We start from the raw sequence: 20587 nt of genomic DNA on the forward strand, positions 1-20587 counted from the left end.
ATGTATCTGCTCTATCGTTCACGCCACGCCATCAGTTGGTTGCCGTTACCGGTCTTTGCCACCTGCCTGTTCTTCGCCAGCCAACAGCCGCCGCTGAAAGTTCAGCAGCAATACGACGAAACGGTCATGGCGATCACGCTGGCTGAAGCGGAAGCGGTTCCTCAGCCTGAACCGCTTCCAGAACCGGAACCCGTGCCACAGCCCGAACCTGAGCCGATTCCGGTTGACGAGCCAGACCCGATTATAGAAGCACCGCGGGTTATTCCCCCTAAACCGGAAGTAAAGCCGAAGCCTAAACCCGAAGTTAAGCCAAAGGCCGAAACCAAACCGAAACCGAAACCGACGCCCACGCCGGCTAAACCGACTGCGCCACGCCCGCAAGCGACGGTCAAGCGCACAGCACCGACTACGAATGCTGCGCCATCCGCGCCGTCGGTGAATGTCGCCGCGCTGGAAAATAGCTATGCGCAGGCACTGCGCGCGCAGCTTGAACAAACAAAACGTTACCCAACCGGACGACAGGCATCGCTTGAACGTCCCGAAGGTCGGGTTGAAGTCTGGCTGGAAGTCGATCGCACAGGGCGAGTCATCAATTCTGGGATCAACAGCAAAGCATCCAGCATGCTGCTCAACCGCGCGGCACAGGCCAGCTTACAGAACATCAAACAAGTTCGAGCCTTCCCTGCCGACGCCTTTGCAGGACAAAGCACAAAACGCTTTTTAGCCACGTTTGATTATCAGGCGCAGTAGCGTTTCGCACCTGAGCAAGAGAGTGAATCAGCAAAATAACGTCAACAGTACATTATTGATAATACTAGGATAATTAAATGAAACCGTGCAAACTTTCTGGGGTATGTTTGTCCGTCGTCGGCGCATTATTGGCAGGCTCCGCGCTGGCGGAGGAAGCAACAAATGTCGGCACCATCAACGTACAGGGGCAACCACTCGGCGCAGGGCTAATGGTTCAAGAAGACAGCGCCAAATCTCGTTCGACCGTGACGAAAGACGCACTGGACAAGATGCCCGCAGCAGGCAACGCCATTGATAAACTGAAATACACCGCAGGCCTGAACGTCAGCAGTAATGACGCCAGCGGCTTGAGCGGCGTCAGCTATACCATGCGCGGCATGAGTGCGGATCAGGTCGGCCTGTCATCAGACGGCATTCCCGTCAATGACTCTGGCGACTACGCCGTGTACCCGAACGGAATGGGCGACCCGGAAAACCTGGAGCAGATTTTCGTTACCCAAGGTTCGTCAGAAATGGATGGCCCGCACATCGGTGCCAGCGGCGGCAACATCGGGCTGGTTTCCCACCGTCCGGCGAAAGAGTTTGGCGGCTTCGTTAAGCAAACGTTCGGCAGTAACAACCTCAGCAAGACCTTCGCACGTTTGGAAACGGGCAAACACAACGGCTTCAGCAGTTGGCTTTCTTACTCGTATACCGACTCCGACAAATGGCGTGGCGCAGGCTATTCACGCGCCGATAAAATCGAGTGGAACGGCCTGTATGAACATGAAAACGGCCACAGCAGCAACCTGATTGTGAAATACAATCAGCAAGATACCATCAACTACTCGACGCTAAGCAAACGGCAGTTCGAGCAAAACGGGCGTAAGATGGATTATGCCACGACGCCGGTTTACAACAACCGTGGACAGATTTCCCAATACTACAAAATCAACCGCAATAACTTTGAAACGCTGAATGTCACGTTCACCCAGAAATTGCAGCTACGCGACAATCTGGCGCTGACCTTACAGCCCTACTATTTCTCGACGAACGGCGGCAGCTTTGGCAGCGGAAACGCCAGCGTATTATCTGCAACATCAGACCGCGCGGGTAACTACGATCTCAGTAACCTGACCTCTAACACCTACTACCGCCCGTCATGGACGGAAACCTGGCGACCGGGTATCACCACCAAGCTGAAATGGGATCTTAACGACGAGCATAGCCTGGATATCGGCTACTGGTTCGAGCGTGCCCGCCAGCGCCAAACGCAGCCCTTCATTCCGTTAAAAAGCGACGGCACTCCGGTTAATATCTCCGGCAAACCCGGCGATGCGAATCAGGTCACCGACGCTAACGGAAAAGTGGTTCAGGGTCGTAACCAGTTTACCATCACGCCAGCGCATAAAATCTGGGTACAGGACACCTGGTTCTTCTCACCGGAATGGACGTTCACTGGCGGTTTGGCCTATCAGCACGTAGAACGTGACGGCACTAACCTCGGCAGCCTGTATAACGTCGCAGAGAAAAAGAACAAGAAGTACCACGAATTCCTGCCCAGCTTTAACGCGGCTTACCGCATCAATACCGAAAATCAGCTGTTCTACAACATCACACGCAATATGCGCACCCCGCCCAACTACGTCTTGTACAACGTTGGCGATTCCATCAACACCAAACCCGAGCTGAGCTGGAATCAGGAACTCGGCTGGCGCTTCCAGGATGAGGACATGCTGCTGAGCGCCTCGCTGTTCTTTATCCGCTTTACCGATCGCCAGATCTCCAGCCGTAACGCCGATGGTGAGTACGAAATGATCAACGCCGGGAAAGTAGAAAACAAAGGGCTGGAGCTGGAGTGGAGCGGCAAGCTGCCTCATAACTTCAACTACTTCGCCGCTTACACCTATACCGATACCGAGCAAAAAAATAATCTCGCCACCAGCGGTAGCCAGCTCCCCACCACCGGCAAACAGGTCGCCAATGCGCCGAAAAATATGCTCAACCTCGGGCTGGGCTATGACGACGGCCTCTACTACGCCGGCGTAAATAGCCGCTATGTCGGATCGTTCTACGGCGATATGACCAATGACGAGAAGATCGGCGGACGTACCGTTTTCGATCTCAGCGCCGGTGTCTATCTGCCAGTGGATAAGAAGATCGTGAAAAGTGCCACCTTACGCGTTGGCGTCAGCAACCTGTTCGACAAAGCGTATCTCGACTCGGCGCGCTCAGTGAGCTTCAACTCAAGATCGTATAACGGCGTATCGGCAGGCACACCGTTTTACAACGTCGGGGAAGAACGCACCTTCAGCGCCTCACTGGAAGCAACGTTCTAATTCGTTAATAGCCGAAGCACAGAGCAAAACGGGGGTAATGGGATAGAAGAGTAAAGCGTCCGCGCCAAGGATGTACTTGCAGCGTCTTTACGATCTACCCATGACACCCGCCCGACGGACATCGTCATCACAAATCACGCCCAACAAGGCAACAGAAGGATCAGGCCATGAACGCCGATATGCTGCACGAAATTATTTTCTACATCATGTACGCTTCACTGGTGATCGCCCTGATGATCATCATCGAACGCAGTCTCTATTTTTCCTATACGCGTCGGCAGGCCAAACGTCTGGACCGTGCGCTAACGGCAGATATTCGCTACGCTCACGATCTGCCGGACGCACTAACCCAGCGCCCCAGCCTGCCTATCACGGTAGTCACCCCCGTTCTGGCGCAGTCACATCAGGCAGAAAACCGCGATGCACTTAACGACCTGATCGACGCACAATATCTGCAAAGTAAGCCGCAATTGTCTCGCGGGCTATGGATTCTGGAAACCGTCGTTACCGCAGCACCCTTGCTGGGGCTGCTCGGCACCATCATGGGGATCATCGACACCTTCAAAGCCCTGTCCGCCGCCGGAATTTCTGACCCGAGTCAGGTTTCTGCCGGAATGGGAACTGCGCTGTACGCGACCGGACTAGGGATCGCCATCGCGCTGGTGTGCCTGCTGGGGAATAATTTCCTGCAAAGCCGGATGGAACACATCAACGAAATGCTGAAAGTCCTGCTGATTCGCGCTGGAATGCCGCATACTCGCCAACAGAAAGCGGGCCCTGCGGTGACGCATAGTTCCATGACGGAGAAAGCGATGGCGGAGAAACGCTATGCTTAAACGTGATGGTTCCACCCATTCGGGGCAACGCTGGAAGCATGGCATCAACACGCTGCTGACAGGAGGCGTATTGTTTATTGTAAGTGCGTCAGCCTATGCCGACTCCAGTGCGAGCGGCTATCGCATCCCCGGCTATGAATTAGTGTATGACGCCCCGGTGGAAACCACGCTGACTGCCCCAGATTTACGCCCGAGCGATGCGGTATGGACATCGCTGTTTGATAATGCCCAGCACACGATTGAACTGGGCCAATTCTATGTCGCTAATCAGGCAGGAACGCGCCTCGATAGTGTCTTACAGCATCTGCGTGCCGCCGGAGGACGCGGCGTGCGAATCCGTCTGCTGCTCGAAGAAAAAGGGCTAAAAATTTCCACTCAGGACACGCTGGATCAGCTAAAAACCATCCCGAATCTGGAACTGCGCGTGATCCCCAATGAAAGCCTGAGCGGCGGTATTCTGCATGCCAAATACCTGCTGATTGATGGTAAACAGGCTTACATGGGTAGCCAGAATCTTGACTGGCGGGCACTGGAGCACATTCACGAAACGGGGCTATTGATCGACGATCCGCGCGTGGTGAAGCAGATTAGCGCCATTTTTGAACAAGACTGGCAGGCACAGGCGCGACTGGCTAACGGTGAAACGGTTCCGCCGTTGCCCGCATCGACGGACGCCGTTGACCGTTCGGGCAACTATCTGGTTGCCAGCCCCAAAGCGTTTAATCCCGCTGGCGTGATTGATTCCGAAGAAGAACTCCCCCGTCTGCTGGCGGAGGCCCAGCAACAGGTGCGCATTCAGGTGATGGATTATGTCCCGCTTTCCTACGGCTCTGATAACACGCGCCCGTACTATGCGGTTATCGATAACGCGATTCGCACCGCCGCCGCACGCGGCGTACAGGTCGAGCTGATGGTGTCCGAATGGAGCACCAAAATGCCGAATATCGCCTACCTGAAAAGTCTGGCATTGCTACCCAACATCCAGATAAAAACGGTATCCATCCCCCAAGCCAGCAGCGGCTTCATCCCTTTTGCCCGCGTGATCCACAGTAAACTCATGACCATCGACGGCAAAAAAGCCTGGATCGGCACCAGCAACTGGAGCGGTGGCTATCTGGATAACTCGCGTAATCTGGAAATGGTGATTCAGAACCCAGCAATGGCGCAACGGGTAGACCAGCTCTATACACAGCTGTGGAACAGTGCGTACGCGCATCCTCTGCGTATTGATTATGATTACCCGCGCCCCAATCCAGGCGGCGTGAAAGAGAAAGAAAACACCACTTCATCCACGACAGGCGACACGATCACCGCATCGTCGTCACTACCAGAATGACATTTGATGGGGAATAGCATGAAACACACGTTGTTAGCACTGCTGGTTGCCGGACTTCTGCCGTTTAGCGCTCAGGCCGAAGGAGAAAAAGTGACGCGCTATGTCGTTACCTTCCCCGCCGGCGAGCATGTGCAGTATCAGGGCAAATTCGCCAAAAACTTCCCCAACGGCCTGCCTGTCGGTATTGGCTCTGGTCTGTATTTTACTGGCAAACAGGGTGACGATCTGATTTTCACCACCGTCACCGATCGTGGCCCGAATGCCGATGCGCCGCTGGTCAGCGAGAAAGACGCCAAGATCTTCGCCAGCCCCGACTACGCGCCGCTAATGATGGATATTCGGGTCACTGCAAAAGCTGCCGAAGCGATAAACCCTCGCTCGCTGCACGATGCCGAGGGCAATATCACTGGCCTGCCGCTGCCAGCGGACTTTATTGGCACCACCAATGAAGTGGCGCTGAATGACGCCCTGCAACCGCTCAGTACCAGCCAGCGTGGGCTGGATACTGAAGGCGTTACGCCGGATGGCAAAGGCGGTTTCTGGCTGTGTGACGAATACGGCCCGTTCCTGATTCACGTTGATGCTAGTGGGAAGATCCTGCAAAAATTCGGCCCAACGCCTGCGGGCAATGAGCACTCGGTTGCCAGCGGTTTACCGAACATCATCAAATGGCGCCAGCCGAATCGGGGTTTTGAAGGGCTGACCCGCCTGCCGGACGGCACCATTGTCATGGCAGTGCAAAGTACGCTGGATATCGACGGCAAAAGCAAAAACAAAGCACAGTTTACGCGTCTGGTGATGTTTAATCCGGAAACCCAAACCAGCCGCATGCTGGGTTATCCCATCAACATCGACAGCTATAAGAAAGCGAAGGATGCCAAGATCGGCGATATCGTCGCACTGGATAATCAGCGCATTTTGCTGGTCGAACAAGGTGCAGATAAAGACAAACAGATGCAGAACCGCATCTATCTGGTCGATCTCAGCAAAGCGAGCGACCTGACGCCGTTCGATGCCGATGGTAAATCGCCGGAATTTGACGATCTCGCTCAGTTGGAAAAACGCGGCATTACGCTCGCGCACAAGCAGGAGCTGGTTGACCTACGTAAGCTTGGCTGGCAGCAGGAGAAAGTGGAAGGTCTGGCGCTGGTCGATAAGCAAACGCTGGCCGTCATTAACGACAACGACTTTGGCCTGCAATCCGTGCTGCGCTCTCCCGTGAAAGCCAAAGACAAAGCGGACGACTATCAGGTCACTGCCGATGGCAAACTCACACGAGACGGAAAGTCGGTCGATACGACGTTAGAAATCAAACCGTTGCAGAAACCAGAAGCCGATAACGAGCTGTGGTTGATTAAATTGGCCCAACCGCTGAAATAGCAATTTCAATAAGATAGCGTGCAGCACGGGTCTCCATCGGAGGCCCATGCTAAAGGCTGACAACATGCCAAAAAGGCTGATATAACACGCTACACTCATTGGTTTTCATAAAAAAATCAATGAGTGCTTCCCATACCTCTGCGCAATACAGATCAGAATTTTTCCAGCACGATTTCCCTCGACACCTCAATAAAGAAAGCCTTATTTTCGGCACTCAGTATGTGCAACACATCAAAAAATACAGGTACAGAGCAACAGCGGGATCGCACAGCCCTTTTCCGTTGCCTGATAATCGACAGGTTATGGAAAACCGGAGCGGTGTTGGTAATAGGTGAAGTGATTCAACACACATATTAAATAGGGAAGTTAAACCACCATGAAAAAAATATCGCTACAGCGACACAACGAGAATACAAATACATCTATTGATTCACACGCTAAAGCAGAAAAGCTGGGGTCATTGCCTCGTCGCCGCTTCTTACAAGCCGGAGCGGGCGTTGCTTTCAGTGGATTATTAGGGCAATTCAAAGGTAATTTTCTCACTCGAGCCATCGCCGCAGTGGCAACAGGCGCTATTGCTCCCTCAATTTATGCCGAAGATCGACCCTTCACGCACCCAGGTCTATTGCATACCGAAGAGGATTTTTCTCGCATTCGAGAAAAGCTCGCCAGAAAAGAGAGTCCCTGGACAGAAGCGTGGGCGCCTTTTATTGCCGATCCGTATTCGCAGAGAGGTGCCGACCCTCGTGCAGCAGAAACACTGATACGCGGGGGCGATGGGCAAAATTTCTCGATTCTATATATCGACGTTCAGCGTTCCTATCGTCTGGCGGTACGTTGGAAAATCACACAGGATACGTCCTATGCTGATGAAGCCCTGCGATATCTCAACGCCTGGTCTTCTACTCTAAAAACGATCACTGGCAACGCAGACCGTTGGTTAGCCGCGGGTATCTACGGCTATCAGTTTGCTAACGTCGCAGAGATTATGCGTACCTACTCCGGCTGGGCCAAGGTTGACTTTGAGCGTTTCCAGAACATGATGCTAACCATTTTCTATCCGATGTCGCGTAATTTTTTAGACGTTCATAATGGCGCGGACATCACAAACTATTGGGCTAACTGGGATCAGTGTGCCATTGCCAACATATTGGCGATTGGCGTGCTATGCGACCGACCGGATATCTATCAGGAAGCGCTTGATTACTACAAATATGGTCAGGGCAACGGCGCGGGTATGCAGTCCGTAGTTCATTTACACCCAGGCTATCTGGGGCAATGGCAAGAAAGCGGCCGCGATCAGGGGCACACCACGTTAGGAATGAGTTTGGGTGTCGCATTTTGTGAAATGGCGTGGAATCAGGGAGACGATATCTACGGCTATGCCAACAACCGATTTCTCGCCGGTGCCGAATATGTCGCGAAATCCAATCTTGCCGATGCAAACGGTGCCTATTATCCCGTACCGTGGAAAACCTATCGTAACCGACATGGCTGGATGGAAGGGGTGAGCACGGTGAGCCAAGGGAATAACCGACCATGTTGGGAAACCATCTATAACCACTACGCCAAACGCAAAGGGATTGATACGCCCTACGTCTATAAACAGGTGCAGAGACTCTCACCCGAAAATGGCGGCGGTGGTGATGGTACAGGCTATGGCACGCTGCTGTATACCCGCGAACTGGCCGTCGATAATTCTGCCTTGAAGCCAACGGGGTTAACCGCTTATCGCCGTGGGCAACGTATTGAGCTTTCATGGTGGGGTGTCGTCGGTGCCACTAGCTATACGCTTGAACGTTCCGCCTCTGCGAATGGCGCATTTAGCACCATCGCTTACGATATTACCGATCGGCTGACCTATAGCGATCGGGATATCGCTGCCAACGCAACCCGCTATTACTATCGCGTTAAGGCTATTGTAAATAGCGCTGAAACCTCCGCTTCTGACGCTGTCAGCGTAGTAATCAAAGCGGAAGAAATTTTCCATCTGGCGTTCAATGAAGGTTCAGGCACCACGCTGGCTGACAGCACCGGAAAATGGGAAAACAGCACCTTGCACGGCGGAGCCAGTTGGGGAACGGGGCCTGATGGTTCGGGCGTTGCGCTGGTGTTAGATGGCGTCGATGGCTATGTCAGCCTTCCCGGTAAAGTGATGGAAAATTTAGGTGATTTCACCGTCATTACCCGCTTCTGTGCGGACGACAGGCGGGTCTGGGCACGTATTTTCGACATGGGTTCTGGCACCCGACGCTGGATCGCGCTGTTGCCGTTTAGCAATGCTGGAAAGATGTCCTTCAGAATGTCGATTCTGCATGGCTACATGATGGAAGCATTTGAAAGCACCAGCGAAACATTCCCACTCGGTAGCTGGGTAACCGCCGCAATGACAATGTCAGATAATGTCGCCATTCTTTATATTAACGGCACCGAAGTAGCCCGCAGCGACACGTTCACTCAGGCACCTTATCAACTCGGTGAGCTGAATGCCGCCTATCTTGGCCGTTCTCAATACCCGACCGATCCCTATATGAAAGGCCGATATGATTATTTCAAAATCTACGATGGAGCTTTGAGCGGCAGTGAAATTGCGGCGTTATCACGCTGAGGTGGCAAACCGTCACAGCATGGGCGAGTTAAACGCCATGCTGTGGCATACGGCCAGAAGATAGTACTTCCTCATCCACTCGCTGGGGACAATGGGCTTCAGCGAGTGCTTGCCACCAGATTATTCAACGAGATAGTCACTCAGCCGTGCTCGAACCAGTCGCTATTTTGTTGCGCAATCGGCGTGATCGAGTAGATCATTTCCTGCAAATGCTCACGAATCGCTTTTTCTGCCGCATCAGGATCGCGCGCTTTCAGGGCGCTAAAAATCAGGTAGTGCTGTTGGATCAGGCTTGTCGGGGGCGAAACCTGGCTCAGGCTGAGAAAACGCACGCGATCCATCGTCGCTTTGATCGATTCGATGGTTTCCCACGCCAGCGGGCAGTTGGCAATCTGCGTCAAAAGTTGATGGAAGCTATCATCGAGGCTAAGAAACTCGCGCACCTGCTCATTCTGCGCGGCCAGTTCCTGACGGCGTAAGTTGTGCTCCAGCGTCAGTAGTTGCTCGTCCGTCACCATTTCGGCTGCCCGGCGCACAATCGCGCATTCCAGTGCCTGACGGATAAAGCGGGCATCTGCCACGCGCTGCTCGGAGATCTTCATCACAAACGTGCCGCGCTGCGGCATGATCTGCACCAGTCCGGCCTCGGCCAGCTTGATAAAAGCTTCTCTGACCGGCTGACGGGAAACGTCAAAGCGCACAGAAATTTCTTTTTCAGACAGCAGTTTACCCGGCGGAATATTGCATTCCACAATGTCTTTGCGCAGTACGCGATAAATTTGCTGGTTGACTGGTTCGCTGTTGTTGATCTGAAAAGAGGTATCCATGCCGCTGTGCTTAGCCAAGAAATTTACCGTTTATGATACACGCTTAGCGCGGCGAGCGTCAGTGTTACCGAACCCGCCGCGCTTTTCATCCTACCAGCCCGTCGCCTGCAATGTCCCTTTCACACCGTTGTCCGCTTCACAAACAGGAACACTGTAGCGTTCTGTTATGCTGCGTCGTCTAATTCATCTAAATCGCGATCTTTGACTTCCGGCATGCTAATAGCCGCGAATAAACCAATCAGTGAATAGACAATCAGCATCACAACAATCGGCCACCAGGAGCCGGTCATGTTGCAGAAAATACCGGCTAATACTGGACCAAAACCAACGGCAACCAAGCCACCCGTTTCTTTAGCAATCGCCATTTGAGTAAAGCGGCTACGTCCACCGAACATTTCCGCCAGAGTGATATTTTCCAGCGCAAATAATCCCAGCACCGCGAAGTTATGAATAATGATAATGCTGACGATAATGACATTAACGCTATTCTCTTTATCAACGATGAGAGAAAGCATTGGGTAGGCTAACAATATCGCCGAGATATTCAGAATAATATAAGGTACGCGACGACCGATTTTATCCGAGAGCCATCCTAAGAATGGAATGGTGATGAATCCGATAATAGAACTGATCATCAAGGCATCTGTCGGAATATACTTCTCGAATAGCAGCGTTTGAACCAAATACCCAGCCAGGAAGGTCTGAATTAATCCTGAATTTCCCGCCTGACCGAAACGCAACCCGACTGCCAGCCAAAACGCTTTGCCTTTGAACATCGACAATATGGATTTTTGCTCGCTTTGCTCAACCACCAGAGCAGATGATGGATCTTCAGTACCAGAGACGTCATTGCTGACTTTCTCAAAAACTGGGCTTTCCTTCAGGTTCATACGCAGCCAGATCGCGAATATCATCACGACGACGCTGGCCAGGAACGGTACACGCCAGCCCCACGCCAGTAACTCTTCTCTTTCAAGGGTGAAAAACATCACGGCCCAGATAGCCGTAGCGCTGAGCGTGCCGCAGTTGGTGCCCATGGCAACCAGTGAGGAAATAATCCCACGTTTGCCTTTCGGCGCGTATTCAGCCAGCATGGTGCCTGCACCGGAAATCTCCGCCCCCGCCCCCAGCCCCTGCACAATACGCAAGGTCACCAGCAAGATCGGTGCAAAAATACCAATCTGGGCATACGTCGGCAGCACACCGATTAACGTGGTACAGATCCCCATCATGGTGATGGTAATAAAGAGCACTTTCTTTCTACCGATGGAGTCACCCATGCGGCCAAAAATAAAGGCACCGACAATACGAGCAATATAGCCTGCGCCATAGGTGCCCATGGCCAGAATCAACGCCATTGCCGCCGATTGTTCAGGGAAGAATATTTCATGAAAGACCAGTGCCGCCCCGAGCGAATACAGTTGGAAATCCATGAATTCTAATGCGGTGCCCAGCCAGCCGGACACCGCTGCTTTAACTAAGTCAGAGGTACTTCTTGCAGGTTTATTTTGTCCAGATGCTATTTTATGCTTATTCATATATATACTCTCGACGTTTTGTAATTATGGTATATCCGTCATACTTCAAGCTGCATGTGCGTTGGTTTCATCGCTCACCCCAGTCACTTACTTATGTAAGCTCCTGAGGATTAATGGACCTCATAAATGGGGTCCACCCTTCGGGCCAGCGCTAGCGCTGTTCAAAACGTTAACGTTTTGTCATGCAACTCGAATTATTTAGGGTATAAATAACAGTAAGTAAAATTACCGTTCATCATGGTGTCGCAAGCCACTCCAGTCTGTTATTTATGGCCAGGAGTGATTAAGAGAGAAATAATTACTTCAAAGGAATTACTATAGTTTTCTGTAATCGATAGTGTGTTTCCCTTTTATATAGACCCTGTTGCTAATAACCCATCATGCACCATTAAAAGTCAGCAGGACTTTGCAGCAGCGTTTTTGATCTTTTTCAAAAACCTCAATCGCTTGTACTACCTGCTGATAATCAAATCGATGTGTGATCAGCTTTGCCGGATCGATATGTTTATCTTTCAGCCACTCAATCACGATAGGGAATTTATTGGCATTCAAACGTGATGAGAAAATAGATAGCTCTTTGCTGGTGATTCCCTGCTGGCTGATCTGACAAGGTTCGCTGGAGAATCCCATGATGGCGATACGCGCCGCAGGAGAAGCAATCGTAATCGCTTCCTGCAAAATAGACGGGTGGCAGGCAGCATCAACGATCAGCGTAGGCTTGATATTCAGCGCTTCCAATTCATCTTTTAATGACAGCGACGCGTTGTTGATAACCCTGTCCGCTCCGCTACGTAATGCCATATCCAGACGTTCGGGAATGCGGTCGACGACGATCACTTCCTTCACCTTGAACACGCCTTTCAGTACCTGAACCGAGGTCAACCCCATCGGCCCCGCGCCATAAATCAAGGCGACATCCTGCTCGGTCGGTTTCACCTGTGCGGTCACATTGGCGGAAATCGTAAAAGGCTCCACCATCACAGCAAATTCATCAGGAATCTCATCGGGAATGACGTGTGCATTCTTCGCGGGTACAGCAGCGTACTCGCTGAACCCACCGTCACGATGCACGCCCAGCACCACCAGCGAGGTACAGACGTTCGGCTTACCGATTGAACATGGGTAGCAGTGGCCGCAGCTCACCACCGGATCGACCGAGACGCGTTCGCCTAGCCGAGCTGCGTCTACACCGTCACCAACAGCCTCAATCACACCGAAAAATTCATGTCCGATTACGCGCGGGTACTTAGCGAAAGGGTTATGCCCGCGATAGATGTGGCTGTCCGAACCACAGATGCCCGCCAGCTTCACCTTGACCCGAACTTCACCTGCCGCCGGTTGCGGAATACTGCGTTCTTCAATCACCAGTGAATTTGGCTGTTGTATCACAATACTTTTCATCTTTTGGCCTCTAATTACCCATTCCACTCTTACCAATTCCACAACGTGCCATCTTCCAGACGGGCAACCGGCAAATACGCGGGGTCATAGGGATATTTGGCCGCCAGCTTTTCATCAAACTCAATGCCTAAACCCGGCTTTTCGCCTGGGTGCATATAGCCGTTATCGAATGTCCAGCTATGTGGGAACACTTCCAGCATTTGCTCCGAGTAACCCATATATTCCTGCACGCCAAAGTTTGGCACCCAGAGGTCAAAATGCAGCGCCGCCGCCATGCAGACAGGCGACAGGTCCGACGGGCCGTGCGAACCGGTGCGCACCTGATAGAGCGAGGCAAAATCGGCGATGCGGCGCATGCCGGTAATCCCGCCCGCATGGGTAATAGTGGTGCGGATGTAATCAATGAGCTGCTCTTCAATCAGTTGCTTACAATCCCAGATGCTGTTGAAGACTTCCCCCACCGCAATCGGCGTGACAGTGTGCTGACGGATTAAACGAAAGCACTCCTGATTTTCCGCAGGCGTCGGGTCTTCCATCCAGAATAAGCGATAGTCCTCAACGCTTTTACCAAAGCGCGCCGCTTCAATCGGCGTCAGGCGGTGGTGCATATCGTGCAGCATGTGTTCGTTGAAGCCAAATTTGTCGCGCACGGCTTCAAACAGCTTCGGCGTGAAATCGAGGTATTTTTCCGTCGACCACAGTTGCTCTTCCGGCAAGCTGCCTTTTGTCGCAGGCTCATACGCCAGCCCTTTGCCTTTCGCCATGCCGTAGGTGGTTTTCATACCGGGCACGCCGCACTGCACGCGAATCGCTTTATAGCCCAGGTCGCGATGTTTAGCGTAATCATCCAGCACTTCATCAATGGAGTGACCCGTCGTGTGGCAATACACCATCACACCCGTGCGCGACGCTCCGCCTAGCAGTTGATAGAGCGGCATGTTGGCGGCTTTAGCCTTAATGTCCCACAGTGCGGTATCGACAGCAGAAATCGCGGACATGGTTACCGGGCCACGACGCCAGTACGCGCCTTTGTAGAAATACTGCCAAATATCTTCGATCTGGTGCGCATCACGGCCGATAAGCTGCGGACACACATGATCTTTGAGGTAAGAGGCGACCGGCAGCTCACGCCCGTTAAGCGTCGCATCACCAAGGCCGGTTAATCCGCTATCTGTCGTAATTTTCAGGGTGACAAAGTTCCGCCCCGGACAGGTGACAAACACTTCAGCGCTGACAATCTTCACGTTACTTATCCTTCTGTGCATGTAGTCACTCGATCATGACGACTACCATACAAGTATATTAATAACGATAGTTTGAATCGCCTCACACTTATTCACATTTGCAACATTTACCTAAAACATGTGAATAGCGGGAAGCGGAAGCTGAATGAATCGAGGGGGATAAAATGCGCTACCGAACAGACTCGCTGTAATCTTGCAGGAAATCCAAAAACAGGCGCACCATAGGGATGTTCACGCTGCGCTTCAGATAGCTAATAGCGAAAGTCCTTTTTAACTGTTCTTCCAGTGGAATAACCGCGACGTCGTAAGCGGTCAGGCTTTTGGCGACAGACGAACAGAGGAAGACCACGCCGGACAGGTTGATCACCAGATCCATAATGATGTCCATGTTGCTGCATTCACGAAAGTAGCTGGGGTTGATGCCTTGTCTGGTGAACGATTCGGAAACGGCGGCATGCTCCCCCGTCCCTTTCTGCGGAACGATCAGCTTTTCTTTTACCAGCTGCGGCAGGCTTAGCGTTTTATTGTTAGCAAGGGGATGCGACGTCGCCATCACGGCAACAATGTCATCAATCTGGCAAATGGTGTGATGAAACAAAGGATCTTTCAGATATTCATCAAAAGGCGTCGAAAAAGACAGGTGGATCTCGCTGTTGCGCACCCTTTCCAGTAAATCGGTGCTCACGCCGTCAATGAAAGAGATATCAATATTGGGATAGGCTTTCTGAAACAGGTTAAACATATTGTAGTGGGCCAGACGATTAAAAATCGGGATCACGCCAACCAGCAGTGCGCCGTCCGTGCTTTCCTCATAGCTGCTAACGAACTGTTCCAGCTCATAATGTTCTTTAATGATCCCCTGAATTTTGTCAGCAAAGAGCTTCCCAAATGGCGTCAGAGAAAACTGCCGAGTGGTTCTGTTAATCAGTTTTCTTTCCGTTTCAAGTTCCAGCCGCGCGATCTCCTGTGACAAAAAAGCCTGAGAGATATTCAGCGCTTTCGCCGCCTTGGTGAAACTCCCGACCCGGATGAGTTCCTGATAATAAATCACACGCTTTATGCTAAACATTGTTTTATATTACGCATCAACAGCCTCATTTATCATCACTTATGATATCAATTATAAGGATTTGTAAATAATCAAATGTGATTAGATGCACATTTAATTAATGAGAAATAACGTTAATAGTAGATATAGTCAACTTATTATCAATAAGGAAATAATTGATTGAAGAAGACGGACTCACAATATCAAATGTTTTTTAATATTATTTTTACAAATAACAGCATCATCCCTCACAAACCGAAAAAGTTTACAACCCCCTAACAAAAGGACTTAAGATATGGATTATTCGAAAACAACAAAAATAGGGTTAGCTACGTTGGCAATGATGAGCGCTACTGCAATCAATGCAGCACAGAATCAGCATGAGATCACCGTAAAGCAGGAAACCACATCGGTGAAGTTAATCTCTGACGTCGTTTATTCTCAGGTATCGGTGCGTGGCTATCCGAATGTTGCATTAAAAATGGATATTCTTCAGCCTGAATCGAAAACAGCGCTTCCCGTCGTATTATTCATTACCGGTGGCGGATTCGTTAATGCCAATAAGGATAATTACCTGCAACAGCGTCTTAATCTTGCCGAAGCGGGTTATGTGGTTGCTAGTATGGAATATCGTGTCGCCCCCACCGTTCTTTTTCCCGCGCCGCTGGAAGATGTAAAATCCGCTATTCGTTATCTGCGCGCCAATGCGAAAAAATTTGGTATTGACGGCCAACATGCTGCGGTTTTCGGCGCGTCTGCCGGAGGTTACCTGGCAGCGTTTGCCGGGACGACAAATGGCTCGAAAGCCCACGATAAAGGCGATAATCTTGACCAAAGCAGTGACGTCCAGGCCGTGATTGATTTCTATGGATTATCCGATCTGACGCTCGTCGGTGAAGGCTTCCCTGATGATATCGTCCAGAAACACACCTCGCCTTCTGCGACAGAAGCTATCTGGGTCAACGGCACTGCGGTGTTTAATGAAGGAGGCGCAATCACCCGCTATCCTGAAAAAGCAGCCGCCGCTAACCCGATTAACTTTATCAGTAGCGCAACGCCCCCGTTCCTGATCATGCACGGTACCAACGATACCTCGGTTTCTCCACGCCAGACCGAACGACTGCATCAAGCTCTGACAGAGAAAAATATCGAATCGACCTACTACAGCGTTAAAGGTGCCGAGCACGGCGGGCCGCACTGGCTGCAACCGGACATCATGCAGATTACCGTCCGCTTTCTTGATAAACACTTAAAGCCCTGATGCCAACCTACCATTAATATTTTCTATTCTTAATTACTTATGTTACATAAACGTTAGTGCCAAATAAGCACTAACGTTTTTTATTTGTTGCAAGCAAAAGTCTAGCCTCAATTGATACGCCATCCTTATCGGATAAAAAAACGTATAATCTGATACACATCAATTATTCACTATCACCGAAAACGGAAAAATAAAAAAACAAATCACTACAATCGAAACGCTGCATCCTAAAAACCACGCTTCTAAGGAATAAATAAAAAGCCAATTGAATGGCATATATAACAAATCGAAGTTTGTTATATAGGTAACTACAAAAAAATAAATGTGATCAACCGCACACCTAGCCTTTTATCGCCATGCTCCAATAAAACCACAATAACAACATGGCCTAGTTTATTACCTTCATCGTAATAATTGACCACTGTTTATCTATTAGCGTCAAACTGCGAAATATTAGCGCTATTGCTGGGTTAATAACATCCATGAAAAATTGGGTGTTCGCGCGGCTATCACCTCAATGTGAAGATTTATGATATGGAAGAATTATCTCGCCGTCGTTTTATTGCCTATATGGGAAGTGCGATCGCCGTTAGTGGAAATATCGGTCTCGCACAGGCGAAAAATGAGACAGAAAAAACGCAGGGTAAATTAGCCGTTAAATATGGCTTATTACATAACGAAATGCGTTGTATCGGATGCAAAGCCTGTATCAAGGCCTGCAAAGAGACGAATAACGTCCCTGATGGCGTAACCCGGCTGGACATACTGCAAACCGTCGACATTCCCGCCGTCGAGAAAACGCGTGCCATCAAGCAATTTTTCCGTAAGTCCTGCCAGCACTGTGAGAATCCACCCTGCGTTGCCGTCTGCCCAACGGGAGCCTCCTTCAAAGATGCACTTACTGGCATTGTCGACGTTAACGATAAGCGTTGCGTGGGCTGCCGCTACTGTATTGCCGCGTGCCCTTACCATGTGCGTTTCATCAACCCCGTCACGAAAACGGCAGATAAATGCAATTTTTGTCGGGAAAGCAATCTGGCGGCAGGGAAGCAGCCCGCCTGCGTCGAAATCTGCCCCACTAAAGCCTTGGTATTTGGCGATCTCAACGACCCTGAAAGCAACATTGCCAAGATGATCGAGAGCAACGCGACCTACCGCTCCAAGGTTTATCTGGGCACCGAGCCTCAACTCTATCGTATTCCTGGGAAACGAGGAGCAATCGACAATGCATAATGCCTTCACGTTCGACACGCTGGTCTGGGATTGGCCCATCGCCGTTTACCTTCTTCTGGTCGGCATTTCGGCGGGGATGGTGTCGCTGTCCCTGCTCCTCAGGCACTACGTTCCTGGCGAATACCACGGTAGTAATCGCATGATCAAAGCCACGGCCATCGTGGCACCGCTTGCCGTGATCCTCGGGCTGGCGATTCTGATTTTTCACCTGACTAAACCGCTGACCTTTTGGTATTTGATGGTCTTTTACAATCCCACTTCCATCATGTCGCTTGGGGTGATGCTCTTTCAGGTGTATTTCGTTGTCATGCTGCTGTGGCTCATCACGCTTTACCATGACGTATGGCTGACTCTGCTTGATACCGTCTGGCATCGTCCCGCGCTGGCCGCGCGAGCACGTAGACTGACGGCGGTTATCGTTAAAAATACTGCGGTGATTGAAAATCTGCTGTTGGTGCTGGCAATCCTGCTCGGCTGCTATACCGGCTTTCTGCTGTCCGCGCTGAAATCGTTCCCGCTGCTGAATAACCCCATCTTGCCCGTCCTGTTTTTAGTATCCGGTACGACATCCGGTATTGCCGTCATGCTGCTAGCCAGCGCGTGGGGGCGTCAGGCCTCAGGGAATTCACGCTCCCTGCATTTCATCCATCGTGTGGAAACACCGGTGGTGTATGCCGAGCTATTCCTGCTGCTGGCGTTTTTTGTCGGACTGCTGCTTGGCGGCGGGCAAAAAGTTGTCGCCGTCCAAGCCGCGCTGTCAGGCTTCTGGGGAAACGTATTCTGGATTGGCATTATCGGCATCGGCATTGTGATCCCCTCGATTATCAATCGGGTACGCAAACCTTCTGCCCATTCCGGCAAAGGGCAAGTGATAACCTTAGCTGTCATGAGTTTATTCGGCGTGTTCCTGCTACGACTGTTCGTGCTTTATGCCGGACAAATGACGGTGGCCTAAATGAATACGTCATGGGTCTTATTCTGGATTGCTTCCGCCACCTTTTTTATGCAATCTCTGGATACCACCATGGTGTATATCGCCATTCCGGCTATCGCGCAGTCACTGCACAAGCCGGTATTGCATATGGAAACGATCGTGATTTCTTACATTGTCACGGTCGTCGCGTTTACGCCGGCCAATAGCTGGCTGGCGGAACGACTCGGAGAAAGGAAAACCTACCAGATAGCGATTGCCATTTTCATGCTCGGCTCACTGCTGTGTATGACGGCCACCACGCTAGGTAGCTTAAGCGTTTACCGCTTTATTCAAGGCATCGGCGGTGCGCTCATGCTGCCCATCATCAGAACCGTGATATTGCGTACCACACCGCAGAGTCTGAAATTACGCTTTCTTAATCGGGTGACTTTGTTGGGATTACTTGGCACCCTAATCGGCCCCGTGTTCGGTAATATTCTGGTTAATTTTCTATCCTGGCAGGCTATTTTTTTCGTTAATATCCCGCTGGCTTTACTCTGCTTTTTTCTGGCAACCAAATATATTCCTGTTGAGACGGTTAAAGAGACGTCACGCACGGGTGCCTATGAAGTCGCCTTCCCCATTTTGATGTTATTCCTTGTCGCCTTCATGCTAACTACCGCCACGAAAAATATATTGCCAACACTCGTCATGTTATTCCTGTCTTGCAGCACATTGGGTTTGGTTTTTCTTTATTACCGACAACATCTTATCGCAGAAACTGCATTATTCCCGCGCGCCCTGTTTGGCATCAGAACCTTTTCTGTCGGCGTATTTGGCGGCATTGTGACGCGTACGTTACTGGCATCAATACCCGTTGTGCTCTCACTCATGCTGCAAACGACGCTGGCCTGTAAACCCGCAGAAACCAGCCTGATTCTGCTGCTCTTTTCCAGTGGTGCGCTGTTGTCAAAGCTGCTGTTCGAGCCACTGGTCAAGCGTATTGGCTACCGGCGGCTGTTGATGCTGACCACCGGCATCACATCGCTGTGCGTCCTTGCCTTAAGCGTCGCCGTGCAAGAAAGATCGATGCACCTCATCGGCATTATCGCCATGCTGTTAGGCGTACTGATTTCGACGTTATATTCAGCAGAAAGCACATTGGCTTTCAGTAATCTGAATAACAGCACGTACCACAGCGGTAATAATCTGTTAACCATTAGCCAACTGCTTTCCGTCATGCTCAGTATGACGCTGACGTTTCCACTATTACGTTTTCTCTCTCAGTTCGAAATCATCTTCAATCTTAACCATTTCAGCCTGTTATTTTTATTACTCGGCATTGGCTTACCGATTTGCTGCCTGATATTCAGGCCTCTCAATAACGACGACGGCTATCACTTTATTCATGGGCGATAGCGCAGTTATTCACCTCATTCAAAACCAACGGGACTCTCTTACTGATATGAAAAGTTATATGAAAACATTCTCAGCCCTTTTACCACTTTGCTTTTTATTCGCAGTAGAAAACGCAGTCGCACAAGAAGGGAGTTTTAAAGCTGGCACCTATTCCGCCGCCAGACAGGGTATCGGTGGCGATGTCACCGTCACACTCGATATCGATGCGCAGGGGAAAGTCCTCAAATCGACCATTGATGCTCCGGAAGAAACCCCCGAAGTCGGCGGGGAAGCGGCAATCGAACTCGCGAAAGCCATGACCGAAAAACAGAGCATACAGGTTGATGGCGTGTCCGGTGCCACGATGACCAGCGAGGCAGTAAAAGAGGCATCGGAAGATGCGTACTCACAGGCCAAGGCGAATTAATACCGCCGGTTCTCCACGCGCTAAGCACAGCGGCGGGAACGCGGCGATAACACACCGTGTTGTAAAAAT

At 50.9% G+C, this 20587-nt stretch carries 16 protein-coding genes; 11 read left to right on the plus strand and 5 right to left on the minus strand.

The genetic code is table 11. The features are described 5' to 3' along the window. The 6 genes from KP22_RS08490 to KP22_RS08515 all read left to right on the plus strand — a co-directional run bounded on the left by KP22_RS08490 (position 1) and on the right by KP22_RS08515 (position 9228). Positions 1-750: an energy transducer TonB gene (locus KP22_RS08490; RefSeq protein WP_039303791.1), complete on the plus strand. Its 750-nt coding sequence runs from the start codon at positions 1-3 to the stop codon at positions 748-750. A gap of 77 nt (positions 751-827) precedes the next feature. After that, entirely contained in the window at positions 828-3068 is a 2241-nt protein-coding gene (locus KP22_RS08495; RefSeq protein WP_039303788.1) for a TonB-dependent receptor family protein, read from the plus strand. A gap of 167 nt (positions 3069-3235) precedes the next feature. Next, positions 3236-3904 (plus strand): MotA/TolQ/ExbB proton channel family protein, encoded by a 669-nt coding sequence (locus KP22_RS08500; RefSeq protein WP_039303785.1) that lies wholly within the window; start codon positions 3236-3238, stop codon positions 3902-3904. Further along, positions 3897-5240: a phospholipase D-like domain-containing protein gene (locus KP22_RS08505; protein ID WP_039323712.1), complete on the plus strand. Its 1344-nt coding sequence runs from the start codon at positions 3897-3899 to the stop codon at positions 5238-5240. Before KP22_RS08500 ends, KP22_RS08505 begins: the two co-directional genes overlap by 8 nt. 18 nt (positions 5241-5258) lie before the next feature. Beyond that, the gene (locus KP22_RS08510; protein WP_039323719.1) at positions 5259-6620 is read left to right on the plus strand and encodes an esterase-like activity of phytase family protein; all 1362 of its coding nucleotides are present in this window, start codon (positions 5259-5261) and stop codon (positions 6618-6620) included. 376 nt (positions 6621-6996) lie between these two features. Then, entirely contained in the window at positions 6997-9228 is a 2232-nt protein-coding gene (locus KP22_RS08515) for a LamG-like jellyroll fold domain-containing protein (protein ID WP_052012498.1), read from the plus strand. 140 nt (positions 9229-9368) lie between these two features. Here the strand turns inward: KP22_RS08515 and KP22_RS08520 are convergent, their stop codons facing one another. From KP22_RS08520 to KP22_RS08540, 5 genes are all read right to left on the minus strand, one after another. Continuing rightward, complete coding sequence (locus KP22_RS08520; protein ID WP_039323721.1) at positions 9369-10055, minus strand: GntR family transcriptional regulator; 687 nt, start codon at positions 10053-10055, stop codon at positions 9369-9371. A gap of 164 nt (positions 10056-10219) precedes the next feature. Beyond that, positions 10220-11593 (minus strand): MFS transporter, encoded by a 1374-nt coding sequence (locus KP22_RS08525; RefSeq protein ID WP_039303773.1) that lies wholly within the window; start codon positions 11591-11593, stop codon positions 10220-10222. 378 nt (positions 11594-11971) lie between these two features. Next, entirely contained in the window at positions 11972-12994 is a 1023-nt protein-coding gene (locus KP22_RS08530; protein ID WP_039303770.1) for a Zn-dependent oxidoreductase, read from the minus strand. A 29-nt stretch (positions 12995-13023) separates the two neighbouring features. Further along, positions 13024-14238, minus strand: a complete 1215-nt coding sequence (gene manD, locus KP22_RS08535) for a D-mannonate dehydratase ManD (protein WP_039303767.1) — start codon at positions 14236-14238, stop codon at positions 13024-13026. 169 nt (positions 14239-14407) lie between these two features. Then, complete coding sequence (locus KP22_RS08540; protein WP_039303764.1) at positions 14408-15307, minus strand: LysR family transcriptional regulator; 900 nt, start codon at positions 15305-15307, stop codon at positions 14408-14410. Positions 15308-15581: 274 nt separating this feature from the next. On the opposite strand from KP22_RS08540, the gene KP22_RS08545 reads away from it, so the two are divergent. The 5 genes from KP22_RS08545 (at position 15582) to KP22_RS08565 (ending at position 20518) form a co-directional block, all read left to right on the plus strand. Further along, positions 15582-16547: an alpha/beta hydrolase gene (locus tag KP22_RS08545; protein WP_039323723.1), complete on the plus strand. Its 966-nt coding sequence runs from the start codon at positions 15582-15584 to the stop codon at positions 16545-16547. 534 nt (positions 16548-17081) lie between these two features. After that, a complete protein-coding gene (locus KP22_RS08550; protein WP_039323725.1) occupies positions 17082-17780 on the plus strand; it encodes a 4Fe-4S dicluster domain-containing protein in 699 nt (232 codons plus the stop codon). Next, complete coding sequence (gene nrfD / locus KP22_RS08555) at positions 17773-18735, plus strand: cytochrome c nitrite reductase subunit NrfD (RefSeq protein WP_039323727.1); 963 nt, start codon at positions 17773-17775, stop codon at positions 18733-18735. The genes KP22_RS08550 and nrfD overlap by 8 nt, the downstream gene beginning before the upstream one ends. Next, positions 18736-20112, plus strand: coding sequence for an MFS transporter (locus tag KP22_RS08560; RefSeq protein ID WP_039303752.1), 1377 nt, complete (start codon positions 18736-18738; stop codon positions 20110-20112). Between the two features lie 58 nt (positions 20113-20170). After that, positions 20171-20518 carry an FMN-binding protein gene (locus KP22_RS08565; protein ID WP_039303749.1) on the plus strand — a complete coding sequence of 116 codons (348 nt, stop codon included), beginning with the start codon at positions 20171-20173 and terminating at the stop codon, positions 20516-20518. Positions 20519-20587 lie beyond the last annotated feature (69 nt).

Origin of the sequence: Pectobacterium betavasculorum (assembly GCF_000749845.1) — a bacterium.
Classification (GTDB): Bacteria; Pseudomonadota; Gammaproteobacteria; order Enterobacterales; family Enterobacteriaceae; genus Pectobacterium; species Pectobacterium betavasculorum.